This window comes from Pseudomonas sp. PLMAX (genome assembly GCF_046042685.1).
GTDB classification, from domain to species: Bacteria; Pseudomonadota; Gammaproteobacteria; order Pseudomonadales; family Pseudomonadaceae; genus Aquipseudomonas; species Aquipseudomonas putida_AE.
Map to the genome: position 1 here is coordinate 5,870,326 of NZ_CP064949.1, position 20,416 is coordinate 5,890,741.

The following is a 20,416-nucleotide window of genomic DNA, read 5'->3' on the forward strand; positions in this document are numbered from 1 at the left end:
CAACTATCACGAATCAGCAGAGATGAAGGTCATGACCAAATCGAGTCGCAGCAGCCGTATTGACGGTGAAGTGACCCGCGCGCGCATCCTCGAGACGGCGGGCAGGTTGTTCGCCCAAACCGGGTTTGCAGAAACCACCAGCAAGGCCATCGCCGCAGAGGCCGAGGTGGATCTGGCATCGATCAACTACCACTTCAACAGTCGCATAGGTCTTTATCAAACCGTGCTCGCCGAGGCGCACCGACACATCATCGACCTCGATGACCTGCTGCTAATCGCCGAGCGCGATGAGTGCGCAGAAGAAAAACTGCGCGCGTTTTTTACCCTTCTGGTAGATGCCGCTCAGTCGGGACGGGGCTGGCACACCGGTGTATTGGCCCGGGAACTGCTGGCGCCATCATCCAATTTGCAGGTGCTGTTTACCAAAGAGTTGCAGCCAAAGCTCACGGTTATCCTGGGGATACTGAGCGAGATAACCGCCATCCCCATCAGCAACCCTGCACTGCTACGCTGCTTGGTCAGCACGGCAGCACCGTGCCTGATGCTGCTGGTTGCCGGCAATGGTTTACCCGGCCCGGTGCAGTTGGTGTTGCAGATGCCGAAAGAGCAATTGATCGCTCACTTATTTAGCTTTGCGCTGGCGGGCTTGCAGGCAATAAGCAAGGAATGCGTGGCGCAGCCATCCCAGGATAATCAACATTCTAAAAACTAGCCGTAATGGGCAACCAGCTGCCAGCGCCACGCACTTGGGCTAGGCATTACTTGTGATGTTGAGTCTTGACCGATATTCGTTGCGTCATCGGCAGCCATGCAGTCGCTTCTTCGCGTAAGCGCCTAAAGTCACCATCAAAAACGCGTGCTTTCTAGGGATTGGTTTTAGCTGTAGGCTGCCAGCAGGGGATCAGATGTGCTCGAGATAGGTACCTCATCGCCCCTGTAAATATCTGCAAAAAGATGAGTCAGCAGAAGTGAGCCGTGCAAGCGGAGCGCGCAGGCGTGAGGATAGAAGCCCGTCAGGGCCAAGACGCACAGCGGCTTGGTTCACGAAAGCCGCCCGCAACGCGGCACGCCCGACCACTTACTTGCAGAGTCTCAACACGAGCTATTCACACCATATGGGCCTGAAAGCCCCAATAAACTTTGGAGCCGCATTCAATCGGTGATCGAGCCGCTGGCCGGCTATCCCTTGGGCAGGCAGCGTCTTTCGATTTCGTGCCGATTGTTGGGTGACACCCTCCAAATTTGGCTTAAAGCGTATTCAGCCCCTCACAAGCAAAGCTCCTGATACCCATCGAAAATTCGAACCCTCATCGCTCAACTCCATCCAATAGATATCCCAAGGGAGGAAATCAAAATGAGCAATGACGACGGTGTTAAACAAGCTTCAACAACAACCACCAGCGGTCAACCCACTGATGCGTCAGGTACTCCGGTTGACGTAGTAAAACGTGATTTAGAAGACATGGATGAGGACACAAAAGCGATTGATGAAACCATCACGCCCTCCTCTACCAGGGTTAAAGAGCAGGAAGCTGAGGAACTGCGACGCAAAGCGGCAGAAATAGAGAGGCAAGTGGCTGACGGAAAATGATTGGTTTCCCTACGGGGAATCGAACCTTCATGGCCTGGAAGGTCATGGCTGGCTTTTGAAAGAGCGCTACGTGACTGTTGAATTAGTATGCGTCACTTAGTGAGTTTTACTCGGCTGCCTGGATGCCGCTTCAGGCTGTCCGAGCCGTCGAGACCTGGCTGATCAGTGCTGAAGGCACGATGAAAGGAGAGCACTTAGGTGAACGGCTTTTCGCTGGCGATACCCTCGACTGTAGGGGATGGATTGAGTTTACCAAAGCTGGTCGGGCCTGACTGATTTATCAAAACAACGGAGGCGCGAGAGCTGGCGGGAGTAAGGAGAGTAACCTCAATCGGTGGCGCTTATGCGAAAACCCATCCCGGCATCGTGTTTGCCACCGCTTCTAGTTCTATAATCTTGGCTTCCTGCCAATTTAGAAGGGAGCCAATGGACACCTTAAGCAAGAACGAAATCGAAACTCTCTTGGCGTCGCGCTTGCCGAACTGCTCGATTGTATGCTCTATCAATTTCGACGGGACTCTTTCAGTAGAAGTCTTGGGCCCTGATATGAATCAGTTTACGGTCGCAAGCATAGACCGCACTCAATACCACGGTGAAGTGGGTATCTACAGGCTGGTACGCGAGATCCTGGAGGAAATGGTGCTGTCACGGCAGGCGTCGCATCTAAACGATCCACGCTGATGGATGTTGGGGGAGGCCATGCGGATTCAACCGTTCAGTTGGCTTCTTAGCCAACGCCGGCCTGAGATTGACGTGAAGTATTCGAAAGCTTTCGTGATCACCTCACACCCTCGAACCTAACTCGAATATCTTTTCATCGAATGAGTTTCACAACGGTCGTACGGATCAAAATTTCCTCCTGCTCAAAGCGCGCTTCCAAGTCACGCTTATAACTTTGCCACCAGAGCCGATCCAATGCTTCAACCATAACCTCATAGACAACGATGTCGTCCTCGAAGCGGTCACTCTCGTCCTGCTGCACGATGCCTTTCGCTGGGCTGCGGGTGAATGTCGTCACGCCACCGAACTGATCGATCAACTGTTCCCGTACTTGGCGAAAATGCCCCATGGGCTGTCGGATGCCATCGTTTTTGTTGAGCGGCAGAAAAATCTCGATGAGATGCATACTGATGCCCCTTGGCACGACACGCAGTGTTGAGCCGCTCGAAAGCTATAGTGCCTTTCGGAGTTCCGTCAACCTCTCCGAGACCGAGGACACCTGAGACAGCTACAGCAATCTTGCGTTGCTTTCGTGCAACGCGACCCAGGCCATTCCCCTGACAGCTCGCCACTGGTCACGGAATGGACATGAGAACTCTACCCTGAGGTCTTAGATGGTTGACCTGTTGCGGACGGCTTCATTCCAAAAATTGCAGGCGCCCGTGTTTGACTCACCAAACGGCTAACACCCGCGATCAATACGTCTTTCGCCAGCAATCTACGGGTAGCTGCATCGTAGAACCCTTTGAATTTTTTTTGAATGAGCCACTCCTTTGTCTATGGGAAACATGGAGGGAGCCTATGAATACCGGTCTTTACATCATCGAGTACAAGCTCCATGGGGAGCCGAAGTCCTTCATCATTCGCGCAAAGATCATGCGCGATGTCGATGCGTGGCACTGGGCGAGCTGTGACGCCGGCGTGGCACCCATTCCGAAACCTGGAAAACCGCCGCTGAAGCTTGTGTCCAAACCTCAGGCCGAAAAATATGGGCTGAGCGATGTCACCTGGCGCGAATCGTCGACGTTGAACTGGACGGGGGTAGCAACATGATCAGCGCTCAGACTTTCGGCGCCGGTACGTTCGGATCGCCGAGGCACAGCCCTTGTAACGGCGGGCACCACCGCCTGTGTCAGCGTGTGCACCGTTATGCGATCAACTGCGATGATGAAACTTGTAATGACAACTACCATTAAACATGATGGACGAATCGGTAGCCGATGCTGGCTTTCCGGTTTCGCCTGAAATCACCCAGTGAAATATGGGAGGATTTGACGATGGATGAGCAAAAAATCCGAGAAGCTGCACATCGGCTTTGGGAAAAAGAGGGAAAACCCCAAGGAAAAGACCTGGAGCACTGGTTCACTGCTGAAAACTCAACCGGCGAAGAGGATTCTGATAGTTCCACGGCTGGTTCAAAGCTTGGTAGCGAAAATGCGCCGTCACAAGCCGACTCTACCGCCGAGACGGATAACCAAAACGATGGACGTTAACGCTCGAGCTGAAGATTCAGAGCGATTGGCAGATCTCCATCGATAGCGCGCACGTCCAATGCGCGCTATCACCGTGAGGAAACTATTAATGTAGCCCTTGGCCAGTTCTATCATCCAAGCGGCAATCCCGAAAAGTCGGATGATCATTGCGAATGTTCATCCTTTGTCTAGCGGTCAGCTAAACCCGGCGCGAGCCCCAACAGAGCGCCATGCAATCGTTCCGTCATCTCGTTGGAACACCGTTCGCCCCCAGCCCTCTACCGCTAAACAAACAAAGCGAAAGTCCTGATGACCTTCATAGAAGAGTGGCTGCTTGCAGCGTGTCGGTTCACATGCTGACCCGCTCATCCCGTCAATAACGTATTCGCTAATTGTTAAGTGTCATTCCTCACAGGAGGACTGAGCCATGACCATGCTCTCTTTAGCGTTGAGCGACAATGCCGAGCTTTTTACCGATGTCGAGAGCGAGCATTTCGCCACACTGTTCGATCGCTTTGGCGATGCCAGGGTGGTTCTGATTGGTGAGGCCAGCCACGGCACCCATGAGTTTTATCGCGCGCGCGCCGCGATAACCCGAAGGCTCATTACCCAGCATGGCTTCTCCATCGTGGCACTTGAGGCCGACTGGCCTGACGCGGATCAGATTGATCGTTGTGTCAGACAGCGAGGGAAAGGTGAGTGGCAAGATGCCGCTTTTTCTCGTTTTCCCACTTGGATGTGGCGTAACACCGACGTCCAAGCATTCGCTCGCTGGTTGAGCGACCACAACCAGACACTACCATCGGATAGACGTGTGCAAATCCGAGGCCTGGATGTATATAGCCTGCGCAGTTCAATCCGCGAAGTCGTCGGATATCTGGAAGACATTGATCCATCCATGGCGCGCGAGGCCCGACAACGCTATGCATGCCTAACCCCTTGGCATGACGATCCGGCGCTGTATGGGCACTTCACCGAGCGTGGTGGCATGGCAAATTGTGAGAGGGATGTCCTTGCACAGCTACATGTGCTGTTGAACCAACGCCTGACGTTGATGGCACGAGACGAGGAGGCCTTGTTCAACGCCACGCAGAATGCTCGGGTCATCCAAGCTGCCGAGCAATACTACCGGGCAATGTATCGTGGCAATACGGCCTCGTGGAATCTGCGAGATCGGCACATGTTTGAAACATTGCAGGCTGTACGTACGCGCCTGAATCGCAATGCCAAGGCGGTTGTGTGGGCACACAACTCTCATGTTGGGGATGCAAGGGCCACGCAGATGGGGAATAGCGGCCAATTGACCCTAGGCCAGCTCTGTCGTGAAACTTATGGCGACAACGCAGTGCTAATAGGCATGGGTACCAATGAAGGCACCGTAGCGGCCGCCACCGATTGGGATGGCCCCATGGAAATCAAGAATGTTCTGCCTGCATTGCCCCTCAGTTGGGAGCGTGCTTTTGCCGAGGCAGGCCATCACCAAGCTGTTTATGATTGGCGCGATGACCACAATGATGCATTGCGCTCGGCTTTGTCCGCACGGTTACTGGAGCGCGCCATCGGCGTGATCTACCGGCCGCAAACCGAACGTCAGAGCCACTACTTCGAAGCAACCCTCAGCGAGCAATTCGACGCCTATCTCTGGTTTGCTCACACCCAAGCGATCCTGCCTTTAGCTATCGAACATTCCTCGAGCCACGAATTGGATACTTTTCCTTTCGGCACCTGAATGCCAAGCGTCGCCATGGGCTTACGGTGCTAGCAGGCCGATCCGATCGCCGGCGATCATGATAGGACGCAAAGTCTGCTGTACTGAGAACACAGCTGGCAGCACAAGCTTGAACCAGCCAATCCGGGGGCTTTCCTCTGGGGTAACGGAGATGTTCCACGGGCCATTGATGGCGTCAAAAAACGAGAGGCAGCGATGAACCATGAACTTTGGTTAGACCCGGACGGACGTCGAATGTTCTGTCTTGCCGGCCCTCATGGAGAGGATGCGCGGGCAATGCTTCATGCAGAAGCGAAGCTTATCTGGCAGGTCGACGCGGAAAGCCATTTTGAAGCGATGACTAAATATTATTCTTACATGGCTTGGGGAAAATACCAGACAGACTTTCCTGAACAAGACAAAACCACCTACCGGCAGCTTGGCTGGGATCACCCGCCAGAAATTGACGATCAGCCCAAGCCTCTGAGTTGATCGTCCACAGCAAAGCTGGAAGAAAGTGAACCTAATCTTGAGCTCCACAATCAGCCTGGATTAAATCAGGCAGGCTCTGAATCAACGGAATCGTACCTTCCCACGCCCCTCAACATGCCCTCTGGTTCCCAAGAACCACTATGGGAAGGAACGTGATCCAGCGAGTCTTGATCGTGTAGTCTCCGGGCCCCTGCTTCGAGTTGCTCCCGAGCAAGGTGCCAATAAAAATTCGCGGCCCCCTCTGGCCGACCATCCTTTTCCCACAATGCATACGCTCGTTCCCGGATGGTTGTTTCATCGATCATTGTTGTTCTCCTCCTGAAACCCAAACTGACGCTTCAAGCCACTATTACACCTGAAGTATCGCGCTCCCACCAAAAAAACCGACTAACGCGAGCCCTTGTCTACCGGATTGTCTGAGAATTTGCTGCCCCCCCTGACCCATCAAATCCATACCGTTCTAAAGGCACTAACCATTTATTTCCGGGTCTTATTCATATCGCCTTTATACCGGCTCAGGGGCTGGAAATTTCGATCTCAAGTCGTACCCACCTACGTACGACTGATGCGGCAAAGGTGGGTCACAGTGCAGAGCGTATGCCGTCCACTCTTTGAAGGAGGTTCAGGTGCTTGGAGGTGAAAAGCCAACGCCAAAGCCAAATCGCTCCACTGATATTTTTTCTGCGCCACCCGTGCGAGCGGGAACTACCTTCCGACTCGTTCTGAGCTTCATGGTATTGGTAATCGTTTCATTCTCGGCAGTTGAAGGCTGGCGGGCGTGGCGTGATTATCGCCACGCCTTTGCAATAGCCAGAGACTCGGTGACGAACCTAGCCCGCGCGACAGCACAGCATGCAGAGGATGCCATTCGACAAGTGGATGTACTGACTGCAGCGCTAAATGAGCGTATCGAAGACGACGGTTTGCAAAACATCAATGTCCCACGCATGCACAACCTGCTGGTTCAGCAATCCAAAATCATGCCCCAGCTTCATGGGCTTTTCATCTACGGCGCTGATGGGCAGTGGATAGCCACAGATAAAGAGGTGACGCCGAAACCAGCGAACAATGCCGACCGCGATTACTTTCAATACCATCGGTCACACACTGATCGTAATCTTCGAATCGGTCAGGTGGTGAAGAGCAGATCCACCAACGATCTGATCATTCCCATTTCACGACGACTGAATAATTCCGACGGGTCTTTCGCAGGCGTGTTGCTGGGAACGATCAAGGTCAGCTACTTCGTGGATTATTACGGCGGTTTCAAAATCGACGACAAGGGCATATTGGTACTAGCCCGGCGCGATGGAACGATCTTGGTGCGGCGCCCCTTCATCGCATCAGACCTGGGTAAAAGCCTAGCGAACAGCATAATCTTCAAGCACTACTTACCAACTTCCACTGCAGGGATAGCTGAAGCCAAAGCGGTCATAGACGACACCGAGCGTCTGTATGGCTATAGAGCATTGACGACGTATCCTCTCATTGTGGAAGCAGGGTTATCCCGCGAATCCATCACCACACCTTGGCGACGCGATCTCCTAAAAACCGGGGGCGTACTGGTGGGACTGATTGGCATACTCGCGGTTTTCGGCTTCATGGTTTTAAGTCAGCTAGGGCAAAGAATGCTGATGGAAAGAGAGCTTCGTCATGCACACCAAACCCTGCGTGACATGGCATTGACTGATAGCCTCACGGGACTGGCCAATCGTAGACGTCTGGATATCGCACTGCTGGATGAGATCCGCTTAGCCAGGCGCCAAGGATCATCCCTGTCATTGATCATGATCGATGTCGATCACTTCAAGCGCTACAACGATTGCTATGGCCACGCTGCCGGGGACGATTGCCTAAGTGCGGTTGGGGCCATGATTCAGCAAGCGATCAAAAGGCCTGGAGATCTGGCGGCTAGGTACGGGGGAGAGGAATTTGCCGTGCTGCTTCCGAACACCGATAGCAGGGGCGCGATACAGATCGCCGAAGCTATTCTGGAAGCCATTCGTTCAATGAATATTGCTCACGCCGGCAGCTCATTAGGCAAGGTGACCGCGAGTGCCGGTATCACTTCCAGCCAACCACGCATTGAAGACATGACGCCGAGTGTGTTGCTCAAAGCGGCTGATGTACATCTGTATCTAGCGAAGCAAAAAGGACGGGATCGTTGGTACTGCGTCGATAAGTTCCGGGATGAGATCGACATCAAAAGCTGAGCGTACCTCTATGCCTCCGATCTCCGACGTATGCAATTTCAGCGGGCAATTGGTCACCTCACTTAAGACGCCGGTTTTTTTCCGTGCTCCCTCATCCCTCCTCTGCTGCGAGCGATGACGTAAACCCCAGAAATTTCAAGCCTTCCAAAAAGTCAAGAACTATATATTTCAGTGTGCCCCCTTGAATTCTTTTTTTTGAAACGGAGTGTATATATTGAAATCAAAAAACAGCCTTCTCCAAAATCCTTCTCGAGATCATTTCTAACGCTACTTCAAGCTGATTCTTCGCTTGGATTTCACCACTCAACCCAAGCAACCTTGCTGAGAGACTTCAGGGGAATGGGGGCTTGGCGGCTAGTCGTTGATTCGGCCAAAGGCCGGCTAGCTTTTCCTTTTGGCGCATTTGGACAAATGTGCGGATGGGTTAGGACTCTTGTAGTGGCCAACCAGGTACCGAAGGACGCCGCGCTCGATACACTGCGGCGCATGTTGCTGAGTTCTAGGCTATGAGTCTCAACGATGGCCGGTGGCTTCATGCCAGCACTTCTGAGTCAGATCGAAGACTCGTCGTAGGGCCGCCCTGCCCAATCGCTGACGGGCATGGACTACGGCGCTGGGCGCGACCACCGGACGTTGCCCGGGGGAGATAATATTCATGCGACATCACATGCCGACATGCGCCGATAAAACCCATGGAGATTAGCACCAAAGCGTCATTTCCAGCGGTAAGCGCCACTTGCGCAAGGTGGCGACACCTGCCTGCTCCAAGGCCTGTTCGACCAGAGATGGATCAAGCACGAGTCCAATCCCTCAAGGGAATTGGGAGCCGAGACGAAGTTCTGGTTCAGTTCCAGTACTAGACGCATAAAAATCCGATGCTATTCGCGCATCGGATTTTGAGTTTTTGCCACCAAAGGTCAACCAATGAGGCTTAACTGATCGGCAATACCCTCGAAGGCCCTTTGTATCCAGTCCCGAATCACTTGTTCAGCCAAGACTCAACAGTCGCCGAGCCGTGTTCTGCTTTCCATTCCTTCAGCATTCTGTGATTGCCGCCTTTGGTTTCGACAACTTCACCGGTGTGCGGATTTTTGTAGACCTTCACTTCGCGAGGCTTGCGAGTGCTGGATTGTGGTTGGGTAGCTGGAGCACGACGACCGGCTTGTGGATCAAGCAGATTAACGATGTCTTTCAAGCTGTAACCATACTTGGCAAGCAGGGCACGGAGCTTCGTTTCAAATTCAATTTCCTGCTTCAGGCCAGCGTCTCCCTTGAGGGCTTCAAGTGCTTGAAGCTGTTCAGCGAGGTGTTTTTCGAGCTGGCGGAATTCTGCGAGTTTGGACATGGATTTCTCTCCGTGATTATCATCCTAACGTTACACCAAAAACAGTATTTCCTTTCGAAAAATCGGGGGATTTCCTTGTTCAGTAAGTCGCAAACATTTGAAGCTTCATACTGGCGCTAACGTCCGTCGCAGCTTGCCAGGTTGGCCGAATCTTTTGTGCACCGCTTTGGTCGATAAGCGCGCCACTTTAATCCATACCACCGGCTTCATACCCCACCCTACCCGTCATCAAGTTGAATCACGCAGGCGGCATACGGTCATCTACTAGGAGGACAAGAAGACGACAAAGGAGTGGAGGAATTTATGATCCTTGCCATGACAATCTTCAGCATGATCGCCGCTTGGATGGCGATAGCCCTGGCTATGTTGTGGGGACTGCTGCGAATCGTACGTCGTCACCAGTTGTGTGCCGAGGACATTCCTTCCCCTGATGACAGTAGGAGGCAAACGCCAATGCCTCGTTCATGTCGCTAGTGACTTCGTCAAACTGATGCCGCCCGAGAGATACCGGCGTGTTGAGACGACGGCAGGAGATGACGGCAGGAGATGACGAGCTTTTGGGAGCTTAAGGGATGTACCCGACGACACCTGACGGTCGATACTTTGTAGTCAAAGGAAAATTATGGCGCTGCAGCAATCCTTTGCTGAATGGAGATGTGCGGCAGCTCCTAGTCAAGGACTTGATGACGGCGCGTCGTGAGGTAAAGGCAGCGAAAGCGTCTAGCGATGACTGGGAGCTAACAGTGGCCCGAGAGCATGTTCAAACGGCAAAGGAAGCGCTCGGGGAGCGCGGGCCGGTTTGGTAGAACGATGGCAGTCCGGACTTCAACAGGCACCAGGTGGCCAATACACCTTATGCAGAGTGGTACCGCTCCTTGATCGAAAGCACCAGCCATTGATCCCTCTGCAGGTTTTTCCCTTGCGTTGGGGCCGCTGGGACTGAGAAAACGAGACTAGGGAATCCCGTACAGGTAGGTCGGGGGTTCGCTGCCCTGAATTATTCGTCTTCCGCTGAGAGCGGTGAATTGAGGTCAACTTCGACCTGACCGACCAGCGAAAAGATTCGAGCGCCCAGACGCGTATCTACGGGCTGAATGCGCTCCGGATGCGCATTCATGTCATCCGCCAGAAGCTCGAGCGTTCGGGATACGGAAAGATGAGCTTCCATCGGTTCAATAAGCGTCGGCGCGGTCTCGCTTTCAACGCGGCTCGCAAACGTGAAGTTGTCGATATTAAGTTCATTCATGACCTAACCTTATCTGCAGTTCGACGTTGGAGCAACTGCGGTACTGTCCTGCCCATTTTGCTGACGACGTGTTGCTTCGATGGCCAGACAGTGGCTTTTTGAGCTGATAAATTATGGCTCAGCAATAATTATGGCCGAGCCATAATTTAAGATAATTCAGTTTTGCCGCTTCCCAATCCATGGTGAAACTCGAATCACCTGCAATACACCGTCCATAGCTGATCAACCCGCGTCGTAAAGCTCTGGCTCATCATCTCTCGGCGCATCCCCCATTCAGGATCAGTAGGCACACTCGCCAAGCGCATCGTTCCCCTACCCCACCGACCGTTGATGGCGTCCAGCACCCCCATGACCTTCTCCGTCGCAACTGGCTGGGAGATCGAGAACAGGTCTTCGGTATACTCGCCTTTCTGGCAGAGGTTGACCAAGAGTACCTCAGCTTTGCTGTACTTGAAGCCTGGTCGGAAAACTCGATCCACTGCATCGACCGCAGCCTTTGTCATCAACCGAACATCGTCTGTAGGGTATGGCAGCTCGACCAACACGCCATTGGCGTACTTCGCTTCCTCTGGATTGAACATGCCGGTGCGAATCGATACCCGGATCTTCTTGCACAGCGACTGCTGAGCTCTGAGCTTCTCGGTGGCACGCATCATGTACGTCGCGACAGCCTCTTTGATGGGCGCAATGTCGGTGAGGCGCTTGCCAAACATGCGACTGCAGCAGATCTCCTGCTTGGGTGGATCAGGCTCATCGAGCTCCAGGCATGGAGTGCCAGCGAGCTCACGTGCGGTCTTCTCGATCACCACGCTGAACTTCTTACGGAGCATCCAGGGGTCGGTTTTGGAGAGATCCCAAGCGGTCTTGATGCCCATGCCTTCCAGGTGAAGGGTCATCTTCCGCCCTACTCCCCAAACATCCGAGACCGCGCATTTCTTCAGCACCCAGTCGCGCTTGGTTTGGTCGCGGAGGTCGACGACTCCGCCACTTTGCACTTGCCACTTTTTCGCTGCGTGGTTGGCGAGCTTGCTGAGGGTCTTCGTGCTCGCGATACCAACTCCAACCGGGATGCCGGTGCTCTGGTAAACCTGCGCACGTATGCGGCGTCCGAGCGCTTCAAGATCGCCTGGTACTCCAGCTAAATCAGCGAAGGCTTCGTCGATGCTGTAGATCTCAATGGCGGGCACCAAGGACTCGATCACCGTCATCACGCGCTCGCTCATATCGCCGTATAAGGCATAGTTCGAAGAGAACGCCACGATGCCGTGCTGCTTGAGTTTGTGTTTGATCTGGAAGTACGGCTCTCCCATTTTTACGAACGGCTTGCTGTCCGCACTACGGGCAATCACGCAGCCGTCGTTGTTCGACAGCACCACGATGGGCGTCTTCGCTAGGTCTGGGCGGAAGACTCGCTCACAGCTCGCATAGAAGCTGTTGCAGTCGATCAGGGCGAATACAGGATCAGGCTTTCGGATCATGAGCGCGCACACTGAATGTCACCACACCCCAGATGATCAGTTCATCACCTTCGAGGATGTATCGCGGCGGGTAACCTACATTCTCGGACATTAGGATGATGTCCGAGCCTCGCTTGCACAGGCGCTTGCACACCGGCTCGCAGTTCACTGCCGCAATCACTATGTGGCCGTGTTCAGCGGTGATCGAGCGATCTACCACAGCCATATCACCATCGAAAATACCTGCACCTTCCATGCTGTGCCCTTCGATGCGCACTAGGTAAATATGCGGTGCGCGGATGTCCAGGAGCTCGTCGATGGAGATGTGCTGTTCAAGGTGATCAGCAGCCGGCGACGGGAAGCCCGCTGGGACTTTGAATGAGTAAAACGGGAGCTGGGCGCCCCCTTCTGAAAGCGGGCCAAGGATGGTGACGCTCATGATGAATGCCTTAAACTGCGAACTGTATATTCATACAGTTAACGTCGAAGACGGCTTGCGGTCAATGTCGGGCAAAGAAAATAGCGACCGGTGGATTCGCTGGGTGCAAATTCTGAAGGTTGAACAGGATGTCGGGAGTACTGAGGCTTGACCGCTATTCGTTGTGCCGCCGGCATTCATGCAGTCGCTTCTTCGCGCAAGCGCCTAGCTTTACCATCGTAAACGCACGCGTTCCGGGGATTGGTTTTAGCTGTGAGCCGGCCAGCAACAGGCGATTAGATATGCGCATGATAACCTCGACACAGACATCGCTGTTGTGAGTATCCGCCTTGAGCACACCCAACGAACCTAGCTATTTTGAAACCTTGATCAGCGCTCCGAAATTTTCGGACGACCCTATTGGGCAGCGCCAGAAAAAGCGCTGGCATCTGATTGCTGAAGATATTCACAAAAGCACGACCATCGAAGCACTAGTTGAGGCAAGGGGTAAAGCAGAAGGCTACATCCATGGTTTGGTGGATGCTGGGCACCTTTCAACAAGGGACACCGAGCGTGATTACCTGATTCTGAGTGCCGTGCACAGACGACGTGGCTTTTTACAGAAACTGCTCAACGAATGCGGTTACTGAACAGCGGAACTGGCCAAGAAAACGAGCAACAACGGATGGCTTGCAACCCAGTCATCCAGAGATGGACGGCTAGCTAAGTAAGCGCTGCGGCTACCAGCCCTCCTAGACTTCTAAAAGGCGCTCACCAGGCGCCTTTTTTCATTCCAGCGTACCTCATCTGCCATGGATGACAAACCCTTTTTGTGGGCATCATCACCTACACGTCACCAGGAATCGACCATTTAAGATGTTTCGGCCGGTTTGGAAGCCAGCCTGATAATCCCCAGACCGTCTTCAACACTGATGGAGAGCTGGTCTCCAATTTTCCATCCCAGTTCAGCCAACATGTCTGCTGGCAGGTCGATAACGAGATCTCCTGAACCGTCCTCGGCGTCGTGACAAAATGATGTCCAACGTCTTTGTTCATCCATTTTTCACTCTCAATTTCGTGAGTGTCCACCAACCGCAGCACGGTCGACCACATCATTTTGGACAAGCTGATGATGAAAAGCCTGCTATAGGCACGGCAGGATTTCCTCTGCCAACCATGCAGGCAGTTTCAGTTCGACCCTAGAGTCAGCGCTCCGCAGGGATAATTCGGAGCGCTGCTGATTAAAACCGTAAGCGGGATAGCAAGCGATTTTTCATAGGTCTGACGGAGCTCGAGCAATGAGCTTGTCCTGAATCGACTCCCATTCCACCATTGAAATGAGCACCGCTGTCCTTCGTTCCCCTTCGATGAAAACCGGTTTTCGAGTCATGGTCACCTGGTCGAGCAATTCGTCAAAGTGGGTTGTTGCTCGAACAACTGACCATCGCTCTTCCGCCATGTGCCTGGCCCTATCTCGAGATGAAAAATTGTACATCTCACCATCATTTAGAAATTGTCGGCGGATTCGAGAAGCTTCACAAAAGTCGCTCTGCCGAGGTCTCGCTTAAAGCTGGCGATGACGTAATTACCGTCCTGAGTTTCGAGTAGCCAAAACCGCCCCTCTTTCCTCGCTGACTGAATTTTTCCCGTGCGAATGATCCCGCCATTGGCGGTTCGGTACGCGTCGTCATGCGGAAAGTGGTCGAAGGACACGCCAAGGCACCTGTCCTCGATGATCACCACATCGCTGATAAAAGCCGTTATGGCTACTGTGTATTTCTGAAGACTCGCTTGTACAAGACGGCTCAGCTGGAAGTCACTGAGATACTTACTATGAAATTCGACTTCGATGATTTCAGGCATCCGGCCACCTCCAAATGACTCAAGTAGTATTTTGCGCCAGTCATTGCTCAACTCGCTTTCATCGCAAAAGCGGTACCAATGCTGGCCTCTTTTCTCTGTCCTGGCCCTAGAAGGAGGTAGACCGTACCTTTTGTTTCAAACATGCAGCCTTCGGTGAAAGATTTTCCGAAGTTGCTGCGTACCCACATGCCGGGCTGAAATCGATTTCGACTGTCAAAAACGACCTCATGTGCGAACAAAGTCGCGGGCAGTAGACCTAGCCCAATGACCTTTTCTTTCTCAACTGGATTAACCGTTAGGTCGATAAAAATCCACTGTTTTACTACACAGAACGCTTTGCCGGGGAACGTCTTTGCTGCCAACGAGATCAGGTCTTCTTGTGAACCTTCCCAGCCGGCAACCTCTTCCCCGGCGCCGTAAAAAAGTTGCGAGATTTCATCCAACGTCACCATCAAAAATCCTCCATCTCATGAGCGCGGTCAGCCCCACGAGCTTGCTTATGACTGGTTTCAAGCAATCAAAGCTCGATCAACAAATCAGGATCAAAGCCTGTGTTCTGCCCTGGATAACCACGTGGATTGGAAACTACTCGGCACCCTTCCTTGAAGAAATCCGCTGTAACGTGGGTGTGCCCGTAAATCCAGAGATCCGCCTTCGCCAACAACTCCGACCAATTGTTCGCATAGGCTGCAATCAGATGTCCGGGATGATCGTCACCTACGTAATCCAACGCCGGCGCATGGTGTGTAACTACAACGGTTTTGCCGTCAAATGGCTTGTTCAGTTCCTGTGTGAGCCAGGCATAAGCTGCTTTAGATTTAGCGATCAAATCATCGGGACGAAGGCGCCGGTAGCTCTCATCTGTTCGGATAACGGTGTAGTCGTTCATCCATTCCCAAGCGATGCGTTTTGCTGCAATAACATCTCCGGTCGATGAGAAATCTGTCCACGCTGTCGTGACCAAAAACCTAGTTTGATTCAGGATCAAGGCTTCATTTTCGAGGACATGGACATGTGGCGCTGCGCCGTCCTTCATTTTTCGAAGCGTGTGATCGATGTGGCCGCCGTAGTACTCGTGATTGCCACACACATAGATCACAGGACATTTGAAGACCTCGTTGGCCCATTTCACGCCTCGTGATTTCAGATTGATGTCGCCCGCAAGAATGACCACGTCAGCGTCGCTCGGAGCGGGATCGAACCGAGAGAACTCGTTGTGTAGGTCTGAATAAATTCCGAGTTTCATGGCATTAGTTGTCTTCGTCGCGGCTGTGGCTAACCACCTCATCCACCCTAAACGAATTCTCTAAAGCTGGGAGCATCGAGATCTTGAGCACTATTGGTCATTTCTGAGGCGGTGATGCAGCTTGTTGCTTGGCTTTGTAGATCGTTCGAGGGCTGGTGAGTGATCCGGCGTCGATCGCACTATCAGGAGCGCTACTGTAAACAGTCCCGCTTTCGACCTTATGTAGCATCACGTACTCCCCATTCTGGTCATACCCGACCACAAGATTGATGAGTACCTCCATACGTTCGGAGATGCCACCGTTCATCGATGGCGGAGTCACGACTTGCACCTCTTCAATGACGAAGGTTGGGCTCTGCTTCGCGAGCAGGCCAGCCAACAATGAGAGGTCTGTAGGCATCTTCTTTCTTGTATAAGCCCTAGCTCCTTCGTGATCTCGAACAAGGACGTGATACCAAGGATCTATCGAATTCCTTTCGACCATCCGCCAAGCCGCTAGACCTGCCCCAGAGAAGCCAGGTAGACGCAGCAAACAAGATTCATGTGAAATAAACATTTCGCGTTTTCCTTACCGTCCAAGTCAGTGAATGACCTCAAGTTGTCCCACTGACGATCTTTCATATCCCCGGTTTTTTCCGACGAACCATTGAGACGTCTCCGAGGCTTTGACGCACCCGCTGGCCATCGGTATCTCTTTCAGATCCGATCAAAAAGTGTCTGGCAATACATGTGATATGTTTGGTGCTCAGGTGGCTAAAACTGACAGATGCCCATCTCAAAAAGACTCTGAACCCATGATTGTGCGGCTTAGCTCTGAAAAGGCGTCACCGCATATTTCCTATAATACCACCAAACGTGGTTTATCGGAAGACGCGCGTTATGGCTCTATCCTCGCTTTTGAGGCAGACCATGTCGCTTAAGAATGAGATCGCCGGAACGCTCAGGGCAATCAGGACAATCCGAGGCTTCGACTACGGTGATTTGGCAGACGTCAGTGCAAAAGCAAACATAGGTAAGCTGGAGCAAGGTAAGAGCAATATCACGGTTGCGAAATTGATTGAGCTAGCAGAGGCCCTCCAATTCGATCCTATTGCTCTTATGACCCTCTGCGTCGCCATCCAGAAGGATGAGCCTACCGACACCACTCTGGAGCGAGCACGTGCAGAGCTTGCCTCATTCAAAGCAGGCGGAGGAGAGCAGCTTGCCCGGAGTCAATTTGTGGGCAAAGATCTGAAAAAAAGACCTTCCGGTAAGCCTGGCAAAACCGAGAATGCCGATGCTGTGAGAGAGCTGAAAGCGTTAGGACTGAGTCAGGCTGAGGTGGCGCGGAGGCTTGGATTGGCGAGCTCAACGGTGTATCGGTACTGGCAGAAGGACTAGCGGCGATCAAGGCAATATCGACGGCTTTAGGTCGAGGCGGCGAATTGTCAATTGCAGAAGATCTGAAGCCTTATGATTTGCGCTGGCCTACAAGAGCGAATGGATGCTCAGTTGAGGATGGGGGCTCGATCAAAGAGGCCGGCCATGCAACAGTAACGCGCACTACGGGTAGCAAATAGAAAAATAAGGATGGGTTGAAACGAACAAATACAGCAAGAGAAGCATTGGTTCTTGCCTGAAGCAGGCCAGAAAAACGCCCGAGGTTAAGATCCATCCGCAAGGTGCCTTACGAAGGGAGAGCTACTGAAAGGATGTGTCCCCTGCAGGAATCGAACCTGCATCTAGCCCTTAGGAGGGGCTCGTTCTATCCGTTGAACTAAGAGGACGTAACGTGTACATCTTGGATTTTTTTGCCGCTGGATTCAAGCAAAGAACAGGAAAAACAAGGCGTTAACTCGTAAAGCTTACACCTCTACATCTTTGCCCGCGCACCATAGACCGTGTTCATTCAGTCAGATCTCTTTACACCATTCCCAGTCAACTGCTGAGTCCTTCTCTTTTAAAAGGAAGCTAGGGGGCATTCCAGACAAACTCTTTCTGATGCACCTAGACGCAATGCAAGATAAGAACTGCCAACCTTCCCCTTAGGAGGGGGATGCTCTATCCAATTGAGCTACTGAGACACAAGGTGCCGGCGAAATTCGCGCAGCGATAGACGGCGTGCATGTTAACGGGCGAGCCTGCCTTTGTCATGTCATCCGTGGGCTTTTTAAGTGTAGGCAGATGTCACGCGCGGGCTCGGACTTTTAGCGCACAGGCCAGGCCCTCCCCCTCCCAGGAAGGGACAGCCACAAAAAACTGCCTGCCACCCATCCTAAACGACTCTCGTTACACGCTTGCCACTAGTAAATCGGCCAATTGCCACTATCCTGTACACATAAGGAACAGTGATCGAATACGCATGGGATGCCCCTCGGTTTTTTCCAGAGAACTGGAGGGCAAAGGACGCGGCCAGAGAGACGGACCCGGCAATTTTCAAAACCAGTCCGCATTTCTGATAACTGGTGCTGGCAGAACGCCTTTATCCAGCTCAATATTTGTCACAGAATTGGCGCCAATGATCTGGCGAGCTTGAGGCATGATGCCAGCTTCAATCAATTCAGGTTGAACATTTGGCCAGAGCGCTTGTCCTATCAGACATCCTGCGGCCAATCCCGAGAACCGCTCCCCTGAACTAACCGGTTAAATATATGCGCCCATTGAAACAGGCAATTTATTCCAGCCGTACGGCTGACAAGTTCGTCGTACGTCTGCCAGACGGAATGCGTGAACGCATTGCCGAGGTGGCTCGCAATCATCACCGCAGCATGAACTCCGAAATCATTGCGCGCCTGGAGCAGAGTCTCATTCAGGAAGGCGCACTGGGCGAAGAGCTGAGCATGCGCCTGGACAGCCCGGAGCTGTCATTGCACGAGCGCGAACTGCTGCAACGCTTCCGCCAACTCTCTCACCGTCAGCAAAACGCGCTTGTCTCATTGATCGCCCATGACGCCGAGATGGCTGCAGACGCTTCCTGATTCGTCCCCGCAAGCTCAAGCCAGCGTGATCGCTGGCTTTTTTTTGCCTTAAATTTGGCATCGAGTAGGAGGCGGATTCACATCCGCCGTCCTCTCACACCACCGTACGTACGGTTCCGTATACGGCGGTTCAGGTTACACGGCTAAGCCGGTTTATCGTATCCAGTATCGAGACCAAACCGAGGCGATCCCACACCTTCTTCGGCAGCGCCTGATTCATATGCGACGCTCCCGAGTTCCACCAAGGGCCCTGCCCATTGGACGCCGATCTACGAGCGCGTCCTTCGTCGATCCCCAGACGCATCAGGTTACGCGCCCTGGTTGAGGGCTGCTTCCATTGGCGCCAGAGGATGCAGCGCAGTTTGTGACGCACCCAACCGTCCAACTCCTCAAGGGGTCGCTTGCTTTGACTGAGCTTGAAGTAACCCGCCCAGCCGCGCAGTACAGGGTTAATCCGCTCGATGACGCTCGCCATCTTGCAGCCCTGCGCTCCGCGCAGCAGGTCTCTAAGCCGGTCGCGCAAGCGGCCCAGGCTCATCACAGCTACTCTCAGTCTCGGCTGCTGATGCCAGCTCATCCCGTAACCCAGGTAATCGCACCTCCAGGATCCGGCTACCCGGCTCTTGTCCCGATTCAGCGTCAATTTAAGGCGCTGGTTCAGGAACCGCTCCACGCCGGCCATCACTCGCTCGCCAGCACGGCGACTGCGCACATAAATGTTCGCATCGTCGGCATAGCGCACGAAGCGGTGACCCCGTCGTTCCAATTCGCGATCGAGTTCGTTGAGCAGGATGTTCGACAGCAACGGCGAGAGCGGGCCGCCTTGCGGCGTCCCTTCCTGCCGTCGGCTGGCAAGACCACCTGACATCGTCCCCGCTTCGAGGTAGCGACGGATCAGCGTGAGCACACGTTTGTCTTCGATTTGACGCTCGATGTAGGCCATCAATACATCGTGGTTGACCCGATCAAAGAACTTCTCCAGATCCAGTTCCACGCACCAGCGGTGACCCGCTGCCACGTGGGCACGGGCTGTTTCGATGGCTTGATGAGCGCTTCTGCCCGGACGAAAACCGTAGCTGTAGTCCGAGAACAACGGATCGAAGATCGGCGTGAGCTGTTGCAGCAGGGCCTGTTGGATCAGACGATCCACGACGCAGGGGATTCCCAGCTGTCTTGTTCCGCCTTTGGGTTTGGGGATGTCGACGGCGCGCACACCTTGCGGGTGATACTCGCCGGCCAGCAACCGAGTCTTGAGGATCGGCCAATACTGTTTCACGTAGCCCGCCAATTCGTCGACCGTCATGCCATCGGCACCCGGCGCGCCCTTGTTGCTGACTACGCGTTGATACGCACGTCTGAGGTTGGCCGGTGCAAGCACCCGCGCCATCAGCGTGTCCGGCTCCGCGTTCGTCCACGTCACAGACGCCGTCGATGCTTGCGCCCTGTCAGCCGTCATCCTCGGATACCGTCCGGGACCTGGGGTAACAGTTTCCTCTTGGAGAATATTCTGCGTTTCAGCATTCGACGAGACTCTGACGCCTACTGGCGGCATAACCTGTTCGGCCCTTGGTGGCATGGTTATTTGCCACTTACTACGGCCTCGGCTGACTTCTGCAGGTTCATCCCGTCGCCTCTCGACGCTCGGTAGCACAGTGGCAAACCTACAGATCTCCCAGGGTAATTCGCGC

General features: G+C 53.4%; 22 protein-coding genes, 1 tRNA gene and 2 pseudogenes. 11 read left to right on the forward strand and 14 right to left on the reverse strand.

Translation table 11 applies throughout. The features are described 5' to 3' along the window. Positions 1-31 precede the first annotated feature (31 nt). Together DKB71_RS26685 and DKB71_RS26690 are read left to right on the forward strand one after the other, a co-directional pair. On the forward strand, positions 32-712 hold the full coding sequence (locus DKB71_RS26685) for a TetR/AcrR family transcriptional regulator (protein ID WP_408598511.1): 681 nt from the start codon (positions 32-34) through the stop codon (positions 710-712). Positions 713-1,354: 642 nt separating this feature from the next. Continuing rightward, positions 1,355-1,591: a hypothetical protein gene (locus DKB71_RS26690; protein ID WP_408598513.1), complete on the forward strand. Its 237-nt coding sequence runs from the start codon at positions 1,355-1,357 to the stop codon at positions 1,589-1,591. Between the two features lie 814 nt (positions 1,592-2,405). Here the strand turns inward: DKB71_RS26690 and DKB71_RS26695 are convergent. After that, positions 2,406-2,717 carry a hypothetical protein gene (locus DKB71_RS26695; protein WP_408598515.1) on the reverse strand — a complete coding sequence of 104 codons (312 nt, stop codon included), beginning with the start codon at positions 2,715-2,717 and terminating at the stop codon, positions 2,406-2,408. 395 nt (positions 2,718-3,112) lie between these two features. On the opposite strand from DKB71_RS26695, the gene DKB71_RS26700 reads away from it, so the two are divergent. The 4 genes from DKB71_RS26700 (at position 3,113) to DKB71_RS26715 (ending at position 5,983) form a co-directional block, all read left to right on the forward strand. Beyond that, the gene (locus DKB71_RS26700; protein ID WP_408598517.1) at positions 3,113-3,364 is read left to right on the forward strand and encodes a DUF6555 family protein; all 252 of its coding nucleotides are present in this window, start codon (positions 3,113-3,115) and stop codon (positions 3,362-3,364) included. Between the two features lie 224 nt (positions 3,365-3,588). Then, positions 3,589-3,804: a DUF2934 domain-containing protein gene (locus DKB71_RS26705; RefSeq protein WP_408598519.1), complete on the forward strand. Its 216-nt coding sequence runs from the start codon at positions 3,589-3,591 to the stop codon at positions 3,802-3,804. Positions 3,805-4,210: 406 nt separating this feature from the next. Continuing rightward, positions 4,211-5,512, forward strand: coding sequence for an erythromycin esterase family protein (locus tag DKB71_RS26710; protein ID WP_408598521.1), 1,302 nt, complete (start codon positions 4,211-4,213; stop codon positions 5,510-5,512). A gap of 195 nt (positions 5,513-5,707) precedes the next feature. Then, positions 5,708-5,983, forward strand: coding sequence for a hypothetical protein (locus tag DKB71_RS26715; protein ID WP_408598523.1), 276 nt, complete (start codon positions 5,708-5,710; stop codon positions 5,981-5,983). Positions 5,984-6,048: 65 nt separating this feature from the next. Here the strand turns inward: DKB71_RS26715 and DKB71_RS26720 are convergent, their stop codons facing one another. Continuing rightward, positions 6,049-6,288 (reverse strand): DUF2934 domain-containing protein, encoded by a 240-nt coding sequence (locus DKB71_RS26720; RefSeq protein ID WP_408598525.1) that lies wholly within the window; start codon positions 6,286-6,288, stop codon positions 6,049-6,051. Between the two features lie 321 nt (positions 6,289-6,609). Between DKB71_RS26720 and DKB71_RS26725 the strand changes: the two genes are divergently transcribed. Next, positions 6,610-8,196 (forward strand): diguanylate cyclase, encoded by a 1,587-nt coding sequence (locus DKB71_RS26725; protein WP_408598527.1) that lies wholly within the window; start codon positions 6,610-6,612, stop codon positions 8,194-8,196. A 513-nt stretch (positions 8,197-8,709) separates the two neighbouring features. On the opposite strand, the pseudogene DKB71_RS26730 reads toward DKB71_RS26725, so the two are convergent. Together DKB71_RS26730 and DKB71_RS26735 are read right to left on the reverse strand one after the other, a co-directional pair. Then, positions 8,710-8,994: pseudogene (locus tag DKB71_RS26730) on the reverse strand (transposase domain-containing protein). Positions 8,995-9,175: 181 nt separating this feature from the next. After that, positions 9,176-9,541, reverse strand: a complete 366-nt coding sequence (locus tag DKB71_RS26735) for a histone-like nucleoid-structuring protein, MvaT/MvaU family (RefSeq protein ID WP_408598529.1) — start codon at positions 9,539-9,541, stop codon at positions 9,176-9,178. A 572-nt stretch (positions 9,542-10,113) separates the two neighbouring features. On the opposite strand from DKB71_RS26735, the pseudogene DKB71_RS26740 reads away from it, so the two are divergent. Then, positions 10,114-10,440 (forward strand): annotated as a pseudogene (locus DKB71_RS26740) (hypothetical protein). A gap of 98 nt (positions 10,441-10,538) precedes the next feature. On the opposite strand, the gene DKB71_RS26745 reads toward DKB71_RS26740, so the two are convergent. From DKB71_RS26745 to DKB71_RS26755, 3 genes are all read right to left on the reverse strand, one after another. Beyond that, a complete protein-coding gene (locus DKB71_RS26745; RefSeq protein WP_408598530.1) occupies positions 10,539-10,787 on the reverse strand; it encodes a type II toxin-antitoxin system PrlF family antitoxin in 249 nt (82 codons plus the stop codon). Positions 10,788-10,981: 194 nt separating this feature from the next. Further along, positions 10,982-12,262: a translesion error-prone DNA polymerase V subunit UmuC gene (gene umuC, locus DKB71_RS26750; protein WP_408601160.1), complete on the reverse strand. Its 1,281-nt coding sequence runs from the start codon at positions 12,260-12,262 to the stop codon at positions 10,982-10,984. Continuing rightward, the gene (locus DKB71_RS26755; protein WP_408598532.1) at positions 12,249-12,683 is read right to left on the reverse strand and encodes a LexA family protein; all 435 of its coding nucleotides are present in this window, start codon (positions 12,681-12,683) and stop codon (positions 12,249-12,251) included. The genes umuC and DKB71_RS26755 overlap by 14 nt, the downstream gene beginning before the upstream one ends. 329 nt (positions 12,684-13,012) lie before the next feature. Between DKB71_RS26755 and DKB71_RS26760 the strand changes: the two genes are divergently transcribed. Next, positions 13,013-13,312 (forward strand): hypothetical protein, encoded by a 300-nt coding sequence (locus tag DKB71_RS26760; RefSeq protein WP_408598534.1) that lies wholly within the window; start codon positions 13,013-13,015, stop codon positions 13,310-13,312. Positions 13,313-13,533: 221 nt separating this feature from the next. Here the strand turns inward: DKB71_RS26760 and DKB71_RS26765 are convergent, their stop codons facing one another. From DKB71_RS26765 to DKB71_RS26785, 5 genes are all read right to left on the reverse strand, one after another. Beyond that, a complete protein-coding gene (locus tag DKB71_RS26765) occupies positions 13,534-13,722 on the reverse strand; it encodes an AbrB/MazE/SpoVT family DNA-binding domain-containing protein (RefSeq protein WP_408598536.1) in 189 nt (62 codons plus the stop codon). A 446-nt stretch (positions 13,723-14,168) separates the two neighbouring features. Next, entirely contained in the window at positions 14,169-14,525 is a 357-nt protein-coding gene (locus tag DKB71_RS26770) for a hypothetical protein (protein WP_408598538.1), read from the reverse strand. A 47-nt stretch (positions 14,526-14,572) separates the two neighbouring features. Next, positions 14,573-14,977 (reverse strand): DUF6957 family protein, encoded by a 405-nt coding sequence (locus tag DKB71_RS26775; RefSeq protein ID WP_408598540.1) that lies wholly within the window; start codon positions 14,975-14,977, stop codon positions 14,573-14,575. Positions 14,978-15,042: 65 nt separating this feature from the next. Beyond that, positions 15,043-15,771, reverse strand: a complete 729-nt coding sequence (locus DKB71_RS26780) for a metallophosphoesterase family protein (protein ID WP_408598542.1) — start codon at positions 15,769-15,771, stop codon at positions 15,043-15,045. A gap of 97 nt (positions 15,772-15,868) precedes the next feature. Next, positions 15,869-16,327 carry a hypothetical protein gene (locus DKB71_RS26785; protein ID WP_408598544.1) on the reverse strand — a complete coding sequence of 153 codons (459 nt, stop codon included), beginning with the start codon at positions 16,325-16,327 and terminating at the stop codon, positions 15,869-15,871. 353 nt (positions 16,328-16,680) lie between these two features. On the opposite strand from DKB71_RS26785, the gene DKB71_RS26790 reads away from it, so the two are divergent. After that, complete coding sequence (locus DKB71_RS26790) at positions 16,681-17,151, forward strand: helix-turn-helix domain-containing protein (protein WP_408598546.1); 471 nt, start codon at positions 16,681-16,683, stop codon at positions 17,149-17,151. 314 nt (positions 17,152-17,465) lie between these two features. Here the strand turns inward: DKB71_RS26790 and DKB71_RS26795 are convergent. Further along, positions 17,466-17,537, reverse strand: a tRNA-Arg gene (locus tag DKB71_RS26795). 864 nt (positions 17,538-18,401) lie between these two features. Here DKB71_RS26795 and DKB71_RS26800 point away from each other — a divergent pair. Then, complete coding sequence (locus tag DKB71_RS26800; RefSeq protein WP_003178899.1) at positions 18,402-18,728, forward strand: Arc family DNA-binding protein; 327 nt, start codon at positions 18,402-18,404, stop codon at positions 18,726-18,728. A 130-nt stretch (positions 18,729-18,858) separates the two neighbouring features. Here the strand turns inward: DKB71_RS26800 and ltrA are convergent, their stop codons facing one another. Next, positions 18,859-20,280, reverse strand: a complete 1,422-nt coding sequence (gene ltrA / locus DKB71_RS26805) for a group II intron reverse transcriptase/maturase (protein WP_408598548.1) — start codon at positions 20,278-20,280, stop codon at positions 18,859-18,861. Positions 20,281-20,416: the final 136 nt, after the last annotated feature.

Bases quoted from the DNA above. Each gene is read 5' to 3' on its own strand.
- DKB71_RS26765 (WP_408598536.1), bottom strand. From the start codon at position 13,722: ATGGATGAACAAAGACGTTGGACATCATTTTGTCACGACGCCGAGGAC.
- DKB71_RS26700 (WP_408598517.1), top strand. From the start codon at position 3,113: ATGAATACCGGTCTTTACATCATCGAGTACAAGCTCCATGGGGAGCCG.
- ltrA (WP_408598548.1), bottom strand. From the start codon at position 20,280: ATGCCGCCAGTAGGCGTCAGAGTCTCGTCGAATGCTGAAACGCAGAAT.
- DKB71_RS26770 (WP_408598538.1), bottom strand. From the start codon at position 14,525: ATGCCTGAAATCATCGAAGTCGAATTTCATAGTAAGTATCTCAGTGAC.
- DKB71_RS26715 (WP_408598523.1), top strand. From the start codon at position 5,708: ATGAACCATGAACTTTGGTTAGACCCGGACGGACGTCGAATGTTCTGT.
- DKB71_RS26800 (WP_003178899.1), top strand. From the start codon at position 18,402: ATGCGCCCATTGAAACAGGCAATTTATTCCAGCCGTACGGCTGACAAG.
- DKB71_RS26695 (WP_408598515.1), bottom strand. From the start codon at position 2,717: ATGCATCTCATCGAGATTTTTCTGCCGCTCAACAAAAACGATGGCATC.
- DKB71_RS26685 (WP_408598511.1), top strand. From the start codon at position 32: ATGACCAAATCGAGTCGCAGCAGCCGTATTGACGGTGAAGTGACCCGC.
- DKB71_RS26720 (WP_408598525.1), bottom strand. From the start codon at position 6,288: ATGATCGATGAAACAACCATCCGGGAACGAGCGTATGCATTGTGGGAA.
- DKB71_RS26755 (WP_408598532.1), bottom strand. From the start codon at position 12,683: ATGAGCGTCACCATCCTTGGCCCGCTTTCAGAAGGGGGCGCCCAGCTC.
- DKB71_RS26790 (WP_408598546.1), top strand. From the start codon at position 16,681: ATGTCGCTTAAGAATGAGATCGCCGGAACGCTCAGGGCAATCAGGACA.
- DKB71_RS26775 (WP_408598540.1), bottom strand. From the start codon at position 14,977: ATGGTGACGTTGGATGAAATCTCGCAACTTTTTTACGGCGCCGGGGAA.
- DKB71_RS26780 (WP_408598542.1), bottom strand. From the start codon at position 15,771: ATGAAACTCGGAATTTATTCAGACCTACACAACGAGTTCTCTCGGTTC.
- DKB71_RS26735 (WP_408598529.1), bottom strand. From the start codon at position 9,541: ATGTCCAAACTCGCAGAATTCCGCCAGCTCGAAAAACACCTCGCTGAA.
- DKB71_RS26710 (WP_408598521.1), top strand. From the start codon at position 4,211: ATGACCATGCTCTCTTTAGCGTTGAGCGACAATGCCGAGCTTTTTACC.
- DKB71_RS26745 (WP_408598530.1), bottom strand. From the start codon at position 10,787: ATGAATGAACTTAATATCGACAACTTCACGTTTGCGAGCCGCGTTGAA.
- DKB71_RS26785 (WP_408598544.1), bottom strand. From the start codon at position 16,327: ATGTTTATTTCACATGAATCTTGTTTGCTGCGTCTACCTGGCTTCTCT.
- DKB71_RS26690 (WP_408598513.1), top strand. From the start codon at position 1,355: ATGAGCAATGACGACGGTGTTAAACAAGCTTCAACAACAACCACCAGC.
- DKB71_RS26705 (WP_408598519.1), top strand. From the start codon at position 3,589: ATGGATGAGCAAAAAATCCGAGAAGCTGCACATCGGCTTTGGGAAAAA.